Consider the following 14,378-nt stretch of genomic DNA (forward strand, 5'->3'; position numbering starts at 1 on the left):
ATTCCACCCCCCCCCCCCCCCCCGCGGGGGGGGGGGGGGGGGGGGGGCCCCCCCCCCCCCCCCCCCCGCGCCGGCACTATCCGAGCAGCGGAGTGGCGGCCTTCGCCGCGTCTTCGAGCGCCTGGTCCACGGACTTCTTGCCGAGCAGGGCGGCCTGGATCTCCGGGGAGAGGACGCCCTGGACGTCGCGGGCCTTCTCGTGCAGCGGGCCGACCGTGCTGGTGGCCACGTGCTTCTCCTGCTCCCCGAGGACGGGGTCGCTGGCATACAGCGGACCGCTGGACTTCCTGGGGGAGAAGAGGCTGGCACCGATGTCGTACTTCTTGGTGTTCTCGGCGTTGGTGGCGAAGGCCAGCCACTTGCCGGCCGCCTCCTTGTCCTTGGAGGTCTTCAGCATCGACAGCGAGCCGACGGTGCCGTAGCCGATCTGCTTGGTCTCGGTGAGGTGGGGGATGACCTGGATGTTCTCCTTGCCCCAGAACTTCTCGATCTCGGCGACCGGCGTGTACCAGGTGCAGGCGACCTTGTTCTGTGCGACGCGGGTCTGCTCGATCGGCGGGACGGCGGTGATCATGGACTTGTCGACGTAGCCGCCGTCGACGAGTTGCTTGAGGAAGTTCAGCGCCTTCTTCCCGGCGTCGCTGTTGAAGGCGACCGACTTGCCGTCCGGGCTGAACACGTCGCCGCCGGCCTGCCAGAGCAGCGGGTAGAAGGTCTGGTTCAGGGTCTGCTTGGCGTCACCGGCGTACGAGACGATGTCGTAGCCCTTGGCCTTGAACTTCGGGGCCAGGGTGAGCAGGTCGTTCCAGCTCGTCGGGTAGTTCGTCTCGCCGACGGCCGCGAAGACCTTCTTGTTGCAGATCGGGGTGGAGGCGCTGGTGAGGATCGGGGCGCCCATCATCTTGCCGTCGATGGTCACCGACTGCACCACGTTCGCGTGCAGGTCGCTCTTGGTCGCCTCGTCGAGGTACTTGTCGACGGGCTCGATGTTGCGGGCGTACTTGGGCAGCTGGTCGGGGATCAGGTAGACGACGTCCGGCCCCTTGTTGCCCGCGATCGCGGTGGCGAGCGCCTGGTCGCGGTTGGCCCAGGGGAAGATCTCGACCTTGACGTTGATGTCGGGGTTGGTCGCCTGGAACGCCTTGATGGTCTCGTCCCAGTGCGCGCGGTGCTTCGCCTCGTCGAAGATGGCCGGATATGTCCACATTGTTACGGTCGCCTTGCCGGAGTCTCCGGAGCCGGAACCGCCACAGCCCGTAGCCGCGAGCGCGGCGACGGTCGCCACCGCCACGGCCGACAGGCTCTTCCGAACACGCATCTCGCATCCTTCCGGGGGAGTCAGGTTCGCAGTACATTAACTTACGGTCCGGGCCGATACTAGAGCCCGTATGCACCGAGGTCACATCGTTACTGTTCGTGTGAATGCCTGGACAAATCGATCCAGAACCGTAATAGCGAAGGACTCCGATGACCGTCACCCTCGCCGTCGTCGGCGCCGGCAACCGCGGCAGCACATACGCCGGATACGCACTGCGCCACCCCGAGCGGGCCCGCGTCGTCGCGGTCGCCGACCCGCGGCCCGCCCACCGCACCGCGCTCGCCGACGCCCACGGCGTCGCGGCGTCCGCGTCGTTCGAATCATGGCAGGACCTCGCCGCGCAACCCCGACTGGCCGACGCCGTCGTCCTCGCCACCCCGGACCGGGAGCACGCCGAACCGGCCGTCCGCCTCGCCGACCTCGGCTACCACATCCTGCTGGAGAAGCCGATCGCACCCAGCGAGGCCGAGTGCCACGCCGTCGCCGCGGCGGCCGAGCGAACCGGCGTGCTGCTCGCCGTCTGCCACGTACTGCGCTACACCCGCTACACCGACGCGGTGAAGCGGTACGTCGACAGCGGGGCGCTGGGCCGGATCGTCGGCGTGGAGCACCTGGAGCCGGTCGGCTGGTGGCACTTCGCGCACTCCTACGTCCGCGGCAACTGGCGCCGCGCCGAGGACTCCTCCAGCAGCCTGCTCGCCAAGTGCTGCCACGACCTGGACTGGCTGCGCTACGTCGTCGACGACACCCCGACGCGGGTCAGCAGCGTCGGCGCGCTGCACCACTTCCACCCCGACAACCGGCCGCGCGGCGCCGCCGACCGCTGCCTCGACTGCCGGGTCGAGTCGACCTGCCCGTACTCGGCCGCCCGCTTCTACCACGCCTGTCTCGCGGACCCCGACCGGCACCAGTGGCCGCTGGCGGTGGTGACCCGCGACCTGACCGAGGAGGGAGTGGACGCCGCGCTCCGCGACGGACCGTACGGCCGGTGCGTCTACGGCGGCGGGAACGACGTCGCCGACCACCAGAGCGTGACCGTCTCGTTCGCCGGCGGCGCAACCGCCACCCTCACCATGAGCGCCTTCACCCCCGGCGGGCACCGGCGCACCCGGATCATGGGCACCCACGGCTACCTGGAGGGCGACGGCGAACAGGTCGCCGTCACCGACTTCGTCACCGGCGAGACCGTCACCATCGACACCCGGGGCGGCGGGGCGGACGCCGGCTCCGGCCACGGCGGCGGCGACATGGCGCTGATGGCGGCCTTCGTCGAGGCGGTGGCCACCGGCGACCGGTCCCGGATGCGCTCGGGGCCGCAGGAGTCCCTGGACAGCCACCGGATGGCGTTCGCCGCCGAACGCAGCCGGCTCGCCGGCGGCGCCCCGGTGGCACTCGCGCCCGCCGGCTGACCCGGGGGCGCCACACGCCCCCACGCCTCCCCTACGCCCTGTGCACGCCACGCTCCGGCGGCAGCGCCATCATGCGCGCTGTCGCCGGGCTCGGCGGGATGCCCAGTTCCTGCTGCAGCACCCGTTGGCAGGTGGCGTACGCCCGCCGCGCCTCGCTGACGTTGCCCTCGGCCAGATGAATCCGGATCACCGACCGGTGGGCGCTCTCCCGCAGGGCGTCATGGCGGAGCACGGCGAACGCCACCTCCAGCGCCAGACCGAAGTGCCCATCGGCCGCCAGGTGGTCAGCGAATGCCTCCTGGACGTGCAGGCACAGCTGCCGCATCCGCTCACGCTCGTCGACGAGCCACTCGTCGTCCCAGTCGGGGAGGAGTTCCGCGTCGTTGTCCGGCAGGCAGGTCATCGCCTCGGGCCCCGGCCGGTCCCCCTGGGTCAGCCGTCGGGCCACGCGCACCAGGTCACGGGCGTCCACGGTCACGGCGGGGCCGAGGTCCAGGGACGGCCCGACGCCCGCCACGAGTCCTGGAACGGCCCGGTTGGCGCGCCACATGGCGGTCCGCAGGCTCGCCAGCGCCCGGTCCTCCTCGGTGTCGGGCCAGAGCTGGCCTGCCAGCCGGCTGCGGCCCGCCCGCCCGCGCAGGGCGAGCAACGCCACCAGCCGTTGCACCCCGAGGGGCAGCGCGACATCCTCGCCCCCGACGACCAGGCGGAAGCAGCCGAACAGGGTGACCGAGACCGGTGACGGCGGAACAGCCCCGGCGCTCCGCCGTGCGCCCGGCCCGCCGACGGCGCGATCGACCAGGCTGCGCGACATGCGCCAACTCCTCAACTCGGGTAATTTCCGGCCAAACCGGAGACAACGCACTTTATATCCGAAAAGTGCCCATTCGGTCGGCGGTTACCCGGAACCTCGACCGGGCCGCACGGCGGCACCACCGCCACGGGCGGCACCCAGCCTCCACCCGCCCGTGTGACGCGGTCGTGACGAGCGGTTGATGACCGGGGCTCATGCTGGCACCCATGACCAGCTTTCCGGGAAGTCCGCGCACCCTGCACGGTGCCGTCGTCGCGGTCGACCTGGGCGCCCCGGCAACCCGGCCCATCGTCTTCCAGTACAACCCTGACCAGGTCACGCGGACGGTCCGCCCGCGCGGCGGCCCCGACTCGCCCTCCGCCGGCCCGGCCGACCCGCACCGCCTCTCCGGGGCCCCGGTGGAGACCATCTCGCTGACCCTGGAGGTCGACGCGGCGGACCAGCTCGCCAACGGCGACGAGGTCGCCGCGGCGATGGGCGTCATGCCGCACCTCGCCGCACTGGAACTGCTGCTCTATCCCCCCAGCAGCCGGATGATCGAGAACGCGGCGCTGCTGCTCACCGGCGCGATCGAGATTCTGCCGGCGCAGGGCCCGCTGACGCTGCTGGTCTGGGGCCCGGGCCGGGCCCTCCCGGTGCGGATCGAGGGCATCAGCATCGTCGAGCAGGCGTTCGACCCCGAGCTGTTCCCCACGAGAGCCTCCGTCGACCTGTCCGCCCGGGTGCTCTCGTACCACGACCTGCCGGTGACGGACCCCGGCTACGCGCTGTTCCTCGTGCACCAGGTGGCGAAGGAGCTCATGGCGGGCGTGGGCCGCACGGGCGCCGCGGCGGCGTCGAGTGGTCTGCCGGGGGCCTGACGTGCTGGGCGGAACGGGTCGGTACGACGACGTGGAGACGACCGTGACCACGGTGCTGGACGATGCTCTCGGTCGGCGCGCGGTGGCGTGCCTGCGCACCCGGCTCCTGCCGGGCCTGCCGCCCGCCCGCGCCGTCGCAGTGCACCAGGTGGTCTCCGGCGACCGGCTCGACCTGCTCAGCCACCGTCACCTCGGTGATCCGCTGGCCTTCTGGCAGATCGCCGACGCCAACGCCGCGCTCGATCCCGACGAGCTGGTCGCCCCGGGCGCCGAAGGCCGCCTCCTGGTCATCCCCATGCCGGGGATGTGACATGCCGGCATCAACTCTGCTGCGGGTCTTCGCCGGGCCTGTCCTACCCGTACCGCTGCCGCCAGAACTCACCTCCCGACTGCGTTCGGTCGTGGTCAGCGAACGCGAGAACGACCGCTCCGGCTTCACGCTCACCTTCGACGCCGGACGGTCCGGCCCGGGCGCCGCCCTGGACACGCCCGTGCTGCAACGGGCGCCGATCACGCCGTTCGCCCGGGTGAGCGTGGTCGTGACGTTCGGGGCCGTGTCGCGGGTGCTGGTCGACGGGATCGTGACCTCCGTCGACTTCACCCCCGGCGCGGAGACGGCCGCCACCACCCTCACCGTCATCGGCGAGGACGTCTCCTACCTGCTCGACCGGGAAGAGGTCGACACCGACCACCCGGGGCTCGACCACTACCAGCAGGTGCACGCGATCCTCGCCCGCTACGCCGTCGACGGCATCGCCGCCGACGTGGTACCACCACGCACCGCCGACCCGCCGCTGCCCGTCGAGCGGGTGCCGACCCAGCACGGCACCGATCTCGCGCACCTGACGGCGCTGGCCCGCCAGCACGGCTACGTCGCGCACGTCCGCCCCGGACCGGTGCCGGGCACGAGCACCTTCTACTGGGGGCCGGTACGTCCCGGAGCACCGCAGCGCGCCCTGACCGCCGGGTCCGGCTCCGAGGCGAACGTACGGTCCCTGCGGTTCCGGACCGACGCGCTGTCGGTGGTGGCGGTGGACGGCGACCTCCAGGAACCCCGCAGCGGAACGCGACTGCCACTGGCCGCCGCCGTCAGCACCCGCCCGCCCCTGGCCGCCCGCCCGTTGTGGGCCGCGCACCAGGGCTCGATCCGGCGGCGACGGATCCGGCTCAGCGGCGTCAGCCCGGTCGCCGGCCTGAGCCGCGCCCAGGCGGAGGTGGACCGCGGCGTCGACGCGGTCACCGCCGAGGGCGAGCTGGACGGGGCGCGCTACGGCGACGTGCTGCGCCCGCGAGCCGTGGTGGGGGTGCGCGGCGCGGGCTGGTCCCACGACGGCCTGTGGTACGTCCGCCGGGTCGACCACGAGCTGGGGCCGGGCTTCTACACACAACGGTTCACGCTGGCCCGCGACGGCTACGGGTCGCTGGCGCCGGGGGTGCGCCCGTGACCGCCGGGGCACCGGGCCGGGTCGAGTGGGCGGGGCGGCGATGACCCCTTTCTACGGCAAGTACCGCGGACGGGTCACCGCGAACCAGGACCCGCTGGGCCGCGGGCGTGTCCAGGTCAGCGTGCCGGCGGTGCTGGGCGAGACCCGCCACAGCTGGGCGGAGCCTTGCGTCCCGTACGCCGGCCGAGGCGTCGGCCTGTTCGCGGTGCCGCCGGTCGGGGCGCACGTCTGGGTCGAGTTCGAGGCCGGCGACCCGGACCTGCCGATCCTCGCCGGGTGCTTCTGGGCGGCGGGGGAAGCGCCGGTCGCCCCCGCCAGTCCCCTCGTCAAGACCTGGAAGACCGAGGGGGCCTCGATCACGCTGAGCGACGTGCCGAGGCTCGGCGGCCTGACGATCGAGGTCGGCCGGCCGGTGACCACCACGACCATGAGGATCTCCTGCACGGCGGCGGGCATCGAGCTGTCGATCGGCACCGCCAGCGTGAAGTTGACCCCGGCCTCGGTCTCGGTGAACAACGGCGCCCTGGAGGTGAAATGACCTTCCGATTCCTCGTCCAGCAGGGAGCCACCGTCCGCTGCGCGCACGGCGGCGAGGCACGCCCGACGGCCCCGAACCCCAGGATCACCGTCTCCGGCCGGGTCACCTACGCCCTGACCGGAACCTGGACGGTCGCTGGTTGTCCCCTGCCCGCCAGCGCCGGCGGCCCGTGCGTCACCGCCGTCTGGACGACGGGCAGCGCCCGGGTACTCAGCCTCGGCCGGCCACTGGTCGTGCAGGGAGGCACCGCGACCTGCGTCCCCACCGGCGCGCCGCTGCTGGTCCTGGCCGCGCAGAACCGGGTCCGGGTGGTCTGAGTGCACCTGGGTTTCCCCCTGCGCCTCGACCGGCACGGCCGGCTCAGCGCCGTCGACGACGACGAGTACCTGCGGGGCCTGGTCGAGACGGTGCTGTTCACCCGGTACGGGGAACGGGTGAACCGGCCGGACTTCGGCGCCGGCGTCGACCGGCTGGTCTTCGCCCCCGGCGGCGACGAACTGGCGCGTACCACGCACGCTCTGGTGCAGGCCGCGCTGCAACGGTGGCTCGGCGACCTCATCCGGGTCGAACAGGTCACGGTCGAGACCGTCGACGCCGTCCTGACGGTGCTGATCGTCTACACCCCGCTGCGCCACGGGACCGCCGTCGGCGAGCCCCGGATCGTCCGCGTCACCCGCTCGGAGGCGGGATGACCACCACGCACGAGCCGTCGGCGGCGACGGACCCGCCCGGCGCCCGCGCCGGCCGCGACGCCCGGCGGGCCCTGGTGGAGAGCCGGGAGGCGCCCGCCCTCGACGGCATCGACTTCGTCGAGGTGCTGGCGAACCGGGCGGACGCGCGCGACCACGTTCCCGACGCCCCCCGGCGCCGGACCCTCGCGGTGCACCTGCTCCGGGGGCCGGTCGCCGAAGGGCTGGGCACCGGGCCGGGCGACCCCCACGTGATGATCACGGGCGGGGTGCGTGCCGACCCCGTGCGGGTCGAGTGGGCCTACCCCGCCACCGCCGTCGTCGGCGCCTCGGAACAGGACGGCCCGCCCCCCGGCGTCACGCGGGGCGACCGGGCGCTGGTGGCCGCCGCGATACCGGAGGCGTCCCGACCCAGGGTCCTCGTCGTACGCACGTCGACCGGCGGTGACGACTCGGCGTACGTGCTGCGGCTGCTCGGCCCGGCCACCGCGGAGTTCGACGAACCGCTCACGCGGGTGTCCTTCCGGTTCGCCGTCGACGGCCCGGCCACGGTCGACTGCCGCCCACCCGCCGCCGCCGACCCGCCGCCACCCGCCGGATCTCCCCTGCCGGACTACCTCGCCCGGGACTACCAGGCGTTGCGGACCAGGCTGCTGGACCGGATGGCGGTGCTGCTGCCCGCCTGGGCCGACCGTTCCCCGGCCGACATCGGGGTCACCCTGCTGGAGTTGTTCGCCTACCTCGGAGACCGGCTGGCCTACCGGCAGGACGCCATCGCCGGCGAGGCGTACCTCGGCACCGCACGGCGACGCACCTCGGTGCGCCGGCACGCGCGACTCATCGACTACCGCGTGCACGAGGGATGCGCCGCCCGCACCTGGCTCGCCTTCGCCACCGGCACGACCGTCCTGCTGCCGGCCGGCACCGCCGTCACGGACGCCAGCGCGGCTGCCGGCAGCGCGGTCGACCCGGCCGCCGAGCAGTTGCCCGACGGCGAACCGGTCGTCTTCGAGACCTGCGCGCCGATCCGCCTCACGCCGGCCCGCAACCGTCTGGACCTGCACGCCTGGGGGGACCCCGGACACCACCTGCCGGCCGGAGCCACCTCGGCCTTCGTCCGCGTGCCACCCGGCGTCGAACCGGGGCTGCGCGCCGGCGACGTGGTCGTCCTCGCCGAGTCCGACCCGGCCGCCGACCTGACCGCCGACCCGCTGGCCGGCCTGACCGCGGCCGACCCCACCCGACGGTACGCGGTGCGCCTGAACGCGGACCCGGTACCGCACACCGATCGCCTCTCGGCCTGCCCGAGCGTCCTGGAACTGCGCTGGCACACCGACGACGCGCTGCCCGGGCCGCTGCGGGTGTCCCGGCCCGGCCCGGCCGGGACGGAGGTGACGGCGGTGGCCCTGGCCAACGTCGTACTCGCCGACCACGGACTGACCACGCACGCCGACCTCGATCCGCCACGGGTGCCGCCACACGGCGACTACCGGCCGCAGCTACCGCATACCGGCCTCGCCTGGGCCGACCCGACCGGCCCCGTCCCCGTCGACGGCAGCGGCGGGACCGCCGGCTGGGAGAGCGCCACGGCCGCGCTGCGCCCCGATCCGACCCGCGCCGTGGCCCAGGTGACCCTGCACGACGGCGTACGGGCGTGGTCGCCGCGCACCGACCTGCTCAACAGCGGCCCGGCCGCCCCGGTGTTCGTGGTGGAACCGGAACCGGAGGGGTGGACCGGGCTGCGCTTCGGCGGCCGTCCCGGCGGGCTGCGCCCCCATCCCGGCACCGCCTTCGCCGCCCGGTACCGCCTCGGTGGTGGCACTCGCGGCAACGTCGGAGTCGACGTCCTGCGCAGACTCCGCCAGGCACCCGGTGCCGGGTCGGGGCCGCCGATGGCCGTCACCAATCCCCTGCCGGCCGCCGGCGGCACCGACCCGCAACCCCTGGCGGAGGTCCGGGAGCTGGCGCCGTACGCCATCGGCCGGCAGCTCCGCGCCGTGACGTCCGCGGACCACGCGGCCTGCGCGGTCGAGGACCGCGCGGTGCGGCGGGCGGTGGCCCGTCGGCGATGGGTGGGCTCGTGGTACGTCGAACAGGTCACCGTGCAGCCCGTCCCGGCCGCGGCGGCGGACCGCGCGGTCCTCGCCCGGGTGGCCCGCAGGCTGGAGACGAGACGGATGGCCGGCGTGGACGTCGCGCTCGCCCCGGTGGTGACGGTGCCGCTGGACATCCGTCTGGTGTGCTGCCTGGCGCCCGGACAGCCCTGGTCGGCGACCGAACGGCAGGTGCGGGAGACGCTGACCGCCCGGCTGCTTCCCGACGGCGGTCGCGGGCCGCTGCACCCGGAGAACCTGTCGGTGACGCGGACCCTGTTCCTGAGCGACCTGGTCGCCGCGGCCATGTCCGTCCCCGCGGTCACCTCGGTGCGGGTCGAGCGGTTCGGCCGGCGCGGTGCCGGTGACGCCGAGATGCTCGCGGCGATCGCCCGGGGCCGCCTCGACGCCGACGGCGGGGAGGTGCTGCGCTGCGGCAGCACCCCGGACGCGCCGGACGGGGGCTGCCTCGACGTGGTGCTGCGGGGCGGCTCATGACCGGAACGCGCGGGGCCGGGGCCGCCTGCCCGCCGGGCTCCGGAGGGCCCGACCCGGTCGAACTCCGCCAGCCCTCGTCCAGCCACGCCGCGGCCCTGGCGCGAATGCGCGCCAAGCTGGCGGACGAGTCGCAGCCCGCACCGGTACGCGCGCTGGCCCGCCGCCCCGCCGAGGACCCGCTGATCGCGTTGCTGGACAGCTGGGCGGTGGTCTCGGACACTGTCGCCTTCTACACCGCCCGCATCGCACGGGAGGGCTTCCTGCGGGCCGCGACCGAACCCCGGTCGGTGCGGGAACTGGCCCGGGCCTTCGGGCACGAACTGGCGCCCGGCGTCTCCGCGCAGGTCGAGCTGGCCTTCGAGGTGGAGGACGCGCCGGGCGCGCCGCCCGTCGTCACGGTGCCGTCGGGCACCCCGGTGCAGACCGTGCCCCGCCAGGGCGAGCAGCCGCAGGTCTTCGAGACCGACGCCACGATCGACGCCCGGGCCGGTTGGAACGAGATACCCGCCGTGGCGACCGAACCGCAGCAGCCGTCCTTCGGGGCGACCGAGCTGTGGGTCCCCGGCACCGCCGCGGGCGTACGCCCGGGCGACCCGGTGCTGGTCCTCGCCGAGCCACCGGTCACGGCCGGCGGGCGGCCGGCGGCGGACGCCGGCCCGCCACAGCACGAGGTCCGGGTGGTGACCGCCGTCGCCACCGACCCCGACGGTCACCCGGGCTGGACCCGGCTGGGGCTGCTCCCGCGCGAGGAGCCGCCCGACGACGACGCCGACCCGGCCCCCGCCGGGGACGCCACGGTGCACGTCCTCACCGAGAACAGCCCGCTCTTCGGCTGGAACGCGCCGGACGCGGGTCTGCTCGGCGGTGCGCCGGCGGACGCCGGCAACGGCCGGCGGGACGGCTTCGCGGTGTTCGCTGACGAACCTGACGTGCTCGAACTCGACGGCGACCACCCCCGGCTGCTGCCCGGCTCCCTGCTGCTGCTGGAGCAGCCCGGGCTCCGCGCGGTGTACCGCGCGGTCTCCGTGGTCCCCTCCGCCGCCACCCGGTACGGCATCAGCGGCCGGATCACCCGGGTGCGGATCGCCACCGGTCACCGACCGCCGCCGTCGTTCGACCGGCGCAGGACCCTGGTGCACTACCTTCCGGTGGAGCTGCCCGCCCGGTGGCGGCCCCGGACGGCTCCGGTCGCCGGCCGGGTGGTGGACCTCGTGCCCACCGACCCACCGCTGCGCGCCGGCCGCCTCGTCCAGCTACGGGGCTTCGACACGGCCACCGGCACCGAACGGGTCGAAGCCGCCACGATCCTCGGCTGCGAGGTCCGGCCCGACGGCCGGCACATGCGCGTCGTGCTCGACCGCGAACTCGTCGGCACGTACGCCCCGGACAGCGTGCGCGTCCGGGGCAACGTGGTCACCGCCGACCACGGCGAGACCGTCACCCAGGTGCTCGGCAGCGGGGACGGGCAGAGCCCGTTCGCCCAGGTGGCCACCCGGCGGGGCCCGCTCACCCACGTACGGGCCCCCACGGCGCACGGCACCGTCAGCACGTTCACCCTCGAGGTGAACGGTGTGACGTGGACGCAGGTGCCGTCGCTGGCGGCGGCCGGGCCGCAGGACCGGGTCTACCTGGTGCGGGAGAACGCCGACGGCACGGCCGTCGTCGTCTTCGGCGACGGGGTCAAGGGGGCGCGACCGCCGACCGGGGTCGAGAACCTCGTCGCGACGTACCGGGTGGGGATGGGAGCCGACGGCGCGGTGGACGCCGGGCAGGTCAGCCTGCTGCTGCGGCGCCCGCCCGGCATCCGCGAGGTGACCAACCCGGCCCCGTCCCATGACTGGGGGCCACCGGAGTCGCTCGCCGAGACCCGGCGCAGTCTCCCGGTGCGGACCCGGGTGCTCGACCGGGCCGTGTCCGTGGCCGACCACGCCGACCTGGCGCGCGGCTTCGCCGGAGTCGGCGGTGCCCGTGCCGACCTGGTGACCGACGGCCACCGGGACCGGATCGTCCTCTCGCTGGTCGGCGTCGGGGCGTCCCCCGTCGGCGACGGCCTGCTGGCCGACCTCGCCGCCGCGCTGGCCGGGCTCCGCCCGCCGGAACCGCCGCTGGTCCTGCTCCGCGCGGACGTGGTGCGGTTCGGGGTGCGCGTCGAGGTGCAGCCCGACCCCGGCCACCGGTGGCCCGTGGTCCGCGACGAGGTGGCCGCGGCGCTGCGACGGCGGTTCGGCGCCGCGCAGACCGACTTCGACGCCCCGGTCACGGCGTCAGCGGTGCTGGTCGTCGTCCGCGCCGTCGCCGGCGTCGTCGCGTGCACGATGCCGCGGCTGGTGCCGGTCGGCCCGGCGGACCCGACCGGCACCGCTGACGACGTGCTGGTGCCGCTGCCGGCCCACTGGGACGGCCGAAGGATCCGGCCGGCGCAGCTGCCGCACCTGGCCCCGGAGGAGGTACGGATCGAGGCGATGTCGCGTTGAACGTACCCATCGGAGCCCTGGCGGGCGAGGCCAGCCGGACGACCGAGCGGTTGCTGGCCCTGCTCCCCGACCACCTGCGCGGCCTGGACGAGCAGGGGGGAGGCGTCCTGCGGGCGCTGCTGTCCGCGGTCGCCGTCGACCTGGACGTGCTGGAAGGGGACCTGGCGGACCTCTACGACGACTGGTTCGCGGAGACCTGCACCGACCGGACGTTGCCCCACCTCGCCGACCTGGTGGGCCTCGCGGAGCCGCTGCCGGCCGGTCCCGGCGTCGACGGCAACCGCAGGGCCCTGGTCGCCAACGCCGTCGCCCGGCACCGACGCAAGGGCACCCTCACGGTGCTGGAGCAGGTCGCCCGGGACGCCACCGGCTGGCCGGCCGTCGCCGTCGAGTACTTCCGGCTGCTCACCACGACCGCCCACCTCGTCGACGCCCGGCCGGAACGTCCCGCGGTCGCCTCGCTGCGCGACGCGGCCCGGTTGGACCTCGTCGGCGCCCGGCACGATCTGCGGCGCGACCGGACACCACCCGCCCCGGAACTGATCGATCCGACCGGCGGGGCGCTCGACCCGCTGCCCCGTACCCCGCAGGTGCGCAACACCGCCGACGGTCGGGGCCGGCACGGCCTCGCCCGCGTCGGGGTGTTCCTCTTCCCGCTGCGCACCTACCGCGTCGGTCCCGCCGAGCCGGCGGGCGGCGGCTCCGGCGACCCCGACCGGAGCACCCACCCGTCGCTCTGGTCGCAGGCCCGGCTCGTCGGGGACGAATACCGGATCGACCCGCTCGGCCGCCGGACCCCGTTGTTCGCCGCGCCGCCGGCCGGCGACGGGACGGACCACCTCACGCGGGAGGAACACCTGCCGGTGCCGCTGCGGCCCCGCCGGCTGCTGGCCATGCTGGCCGCGGCCCGCGGCGGGACCGGCGCCCGGGAGACCCTGCCGATCGGGGTGCGGGTCGGGCGCACGGGTGACCCGCTGCCGCCCGAGCGGCTACGGGTCGCCGGGCTGGAGGAACTGGCCCCGGTGGCCGGGACGCAGGTGAGTGTGGACGCCGTCGAGGGCCGGCTGCGGGTCTACCGGGACGGGCAGGCGACGGCGCCGGACGAGGTCTTCGTCCGCTACCACTACGGAAGCCTGGCCGACATCGGGGCGGGCACCTACGAACGCTCCGACGTGCACGCGCGGGTGCTCGCCGCCGATCCGTACCGGGGTCGCCGGGAGGTCGCCGGCCAGGTCGCCGTACGCTCGGACGCCGCCGCCTCCGTGCTGGCCGTCCCCTCCGTCACCGACGCGCTGGCCCGCGCGGAGCAGGCGTGGAGCACCGACGCCGGTCAGGCGGTGGGCGCGACGTACGTGGTGTCGGTCGGGGACAACGCCTCCTACCTCGGCGACCTGGACGTCCGGATCCCGGCTGCCACCCGGCTGATCCTGGTCGCGGCGGCGTGGCCGGACAGCGGACGGTCGGAGGGCGTGCCGCACCCGACGCCGGGCGTCTACGTGCCCGACGGCCTGCGCCCGCACCTGCGCGGCGGTCTGCGGGTGACCGGCGGTGCCGGCAGCAGCCTGGTGCTGGACGGCTTCCTGGTCGAGGGTGACATCACCGTCGCACCCGGCGCGCTCACCGCGCTGACCGTCTCCCAGTGCACCCTCACCGGGCGCCTCACGGTGGCCGACGACCCGGCCGGTGGCCACCGCGACCTGCGGGTGAGCCTGGTCCGCAGCGTCGTCGGGTCGGTCCGGCTGGCGCCCGTCGTGCCGCTGCTGGCGGTCAGCGAGTGCGTCACGGACGCGGCCGGCACCGGGGACGGTGTGGCACTCGCCGCGGAGGGTGCGCATCTGTCGGTCGAGGGGAGCACCATCCGCGGCACGGTGTCGGTGCGGTCGGTCGACGCCGGCAACTGCCTGTTCGACGGGCGCCTCACGGCCGAGCACCGGCAGGTCGGCTGCCTGCGCTACTGCTACGCCGGCCCGGGCTCCCGGGGTCCGCAACGGTTCCGTTGCCACCCGCCGGACGACACCGGCACGGCCGGCCCGCCGGTGTACGCCGCGCTGGACCCGGGTTCGCCCATGTACCTGGCGCTGGCCCGCGACTGCCCGGCCACCCTCGCCGAAGGTGGTGAGGACGGATCCGAGATGGGTGTGCACCACCACCTGGGCCGGCCGCTGCGGCGCGCGGCGGCCCGGCGGCACCTCGCGCCGCACGCACCGGCCGGACTGGACCTCGGAGTCTTCGGGAGCTGA

General features: G+C 74.8%; 12 protein-coding genes. 10 read left to right on the plus strand and 2 right to left on the minus strand.

Going from position 1 to position 14,378, the window contains the following annotated elements:
* Positions 1 to 76: 76 nt before the first annotated feature.
* Positions 77 to 1,318, minus strand: coding sequence for a sugar ABC transporter substrate-binding protein (locus tag ABZ793_RS22940; protein WP_357460528.1), 1,242 nt, complete (start codon positions 1,316 to 1,318; stop codon positions 77 to 79).
* 149 nt (positions 1,319 to 1,467) lie between these two features.
* On the opposite strand from ABZ793_RS22940, the gene ABZ793_RS22945 reads away from it, so the two are divergent.
* Positions 1,468 to 2,727, plus strand: a complete 1,260-nt coding sequence (locus ABZ793_RS22945) for a Gfo/Idh/MocA family oxidoreductase (protein WP_357460531.1) — start codon at positions 1,468 to 1,470, stop codon at positions 2,725 to 2,727.
* A 31-nt stretch (positions 2,728 to 2,758) separates the two neighbouring features.
* On the opposite strand, the gene ABZ793_RS22950 is transcribed toward ABZ793_RS22945, so the two are convergent.
* Positions 2,759 to 3,541: a BTAD domain-containing putative transcriptional regulator gene (locus tag ABZ793_RS22950; RefSeq protein ID WP_357460534.1), complete on the minus strand. Its 783-nt coding sequence runs from the start codon at positions 3,539 to 3,541 to the stop codon at positions 2,759 to 2,761.
* Positions 3,542 to 3,747: 206 nt separating this feature from the next.
* Between ABZ793_RS22950 and ABZ793_RS22955 the strand changes: the two genes are divergently transcribed.
* From ABZ793_RS22955 to ABZ793_RS22995, 9 genes are read left to right on the plus strand one after another with little or no spacing between them, the layout of a single operon-like run.
* A complete protein-coding gene (locus ABZ793_RS22955; RefSeq protein WP_357460538.1) occupies positions 3,748 to 4,401 on the plus strand; it encodes a hypothetical protein in 654 nt (217 codons plus the stop codon).
* Positions 4,402 to 4,444: 43 nt separating this feature from the next.
* The gene (locus tag ABZ793_RS22960; RefSeq protein WP_357460541.1) at positions 4,445 to 4,711 is read left to right on the plus strand and encodes a hypothetical protein; all 267 of its coding nucleotides are present in this window, start codon (positions 4,445 to 4,447) and stop codon (positions 4,709 to 4,711) included.
* 1 nt (position 4,712) lies between these two features.
* The gene (locus ABZ793_RS22965; RefSeq protein ID WP_357460544.1) at positions 4,713 to 5,846 is read left to right on the plus strand and encodes a hypothetical protein; all 1,134 of its coding nucleotides are present in this window, start codon (positions 4,713 to 4,715) and stop codon (positions 5,844 to 5,846) included.
* Between the two features lie 40 nt (positions 5,847 to 5,886).
* The gene (locus tag ABZ793_RS22970; protein WP_357460547.1) at positions 5,887 to 6,384 is read left to right on the plus strand and encodes a phage baseplate assembly protein V; all 498 of its coding nucleotides are present in this window, start codon (positions 5,887 to 5,889) and stop codon (positions 6,382 to 6,384) included.
* A complete protein-coding gene (locus ABZ793_RS22975; RefSeq protein WP_357460549.1) occupies positions 6,381 to 6,701 on the plus strand; it encodes a hypothetical protein in 321 nt (106 codons plus the stop codon). Before ABZ793_RS22970 ends, ABZ793_RS22975 begins: the two co-directional genes overlap by 4 nt.
* The gene (locus tag ABZ793_RS22980; RefSeq protein WP_357460552.1) at positions 6,702 to 7,076 is read left to right on the plus strand and encodes a GPW/gp25 family protein; all 375 of its coding nucleotides are present in this window, start codon (positions 6,702 to 6,704) and stop codon (positions 7,074 to 7,076) included.
* On the plus strand, positions 7,073 to 9,664 hold the full coding sequence (locus ABZ793_RS22985) for a hypothetical protein (protein ID WP_357460555.1): 2,592 nt from the start codon (positions 7,073 to 7,075) through the stop codon (positions 9,662 to 9,664). The genes ABZ793_RS22980 and ABZ793_RS22985 overlap by 4 nt, the downstream gene beginning before the upstream one ends.
* Positions 9,661 to 12,138, plus strand: coding sequence for a hypothetical protein (locus ABZ793_RS22990; RefSeq protein ID WP_357460557.1), 2,478 nt, complete (start codon positions 9,661 to 9,663; stop codon positions 12,136 to 12,138). Before ABZ793_RS22985 ends, ABZ793_RS22990 begins: the two co-directional genes overlap by 4 nt.
* Positions 12,135 to 14,378, plus strand: coding sequence for a phage tail protein (locus ABZ793_RS22995; protein WP_357460559.1), 2,244 nt, complete (start codon positions 12,135 to 12,137; stop codon positions 14,376 to 14,378). Before ABZ793_RS22990 ends, ABZ793_RS22995 begins: the two co-directional genes overlap by 4 nt.

It is taken from the genome of Micromonospora sp. NPDC047465, from assembly GCF_040643125.1.
Classification (GTDB): Bacteria; Actinomycetota; Actinomycetes; order Mycobacteriales; family Micromonosporaceae; genus Micromonospora.

Excerpts from the sequence above, each read along its gene's own strand:
- ABZ793_RS22940 (WP_357460528.1), bottom strand. The coding sequence starts at position 1,318 with ATGCGTGTTCGGAAGAGCCTGTCGGCCGTGGCGGTGGCGACCGTCGCC.
- ABZ793_RS22950 (WP_357460534.1), bottom strand. The coding sequence starts at position 3,541 with ATGTCGCGCAGCCTGGTCGATCGCGCCGTCGGCGGGCCGGGCGCACGG.
- ABZ793_RS22955 (WP_357460538.1), top strand. The coding sequence starts at position 3,748 with ATGACCAGCTTTCCGGGAAGTCCGCGCACCCTGCACGGTGCCGTCGTC.
- ABZ793_RS22945 (WP_357460531.1), top strand. The coding sequence starts at position 1,468 with ATGACCGTCACCCTCGCCGTCGTCGGCGCCGGCAACCGCGGCAGCACA.
- ABZ793_RS22990 (WP_357460557.1), top strand. The coding sequence starts at position 9,661 with ATGACCGGAACGCGCGGGGCCGGGGCCGCCTGCCCGCCGGGCTCCGGA.
- ABZ793_RS22965 (WP_357460544.1), top strand. The coding sequence starts at position 4,713 with ATGCCGGCATCAACTCTGCTGCGGGTCTTCGCCGGGCCTGTCCTACCC.
- ABZ793_RS22985 (WP_357460555.1), top strand. The coding sequence starts at position 7,073 with ATGACCACCACGCACGAGCCGTCGGCGGCGACGGACCCGCCCGGCGCC.
- ABZ793_RS22970 (WP_357460547.1), top strand. The coding sequence starts at position 5,887 with ATGACCCCTTTCTACGGCAAGTACCGCGGACGGGTCACCGCGAACCAG.
- ABZ793_RS22975 (WP_357460549.1), top strand. The coding sequence starts at position 6,381 with ATGACCTTCCGATTCCTCGTCCAGCAGGGAGCCACCGTCCGCTGCGCG.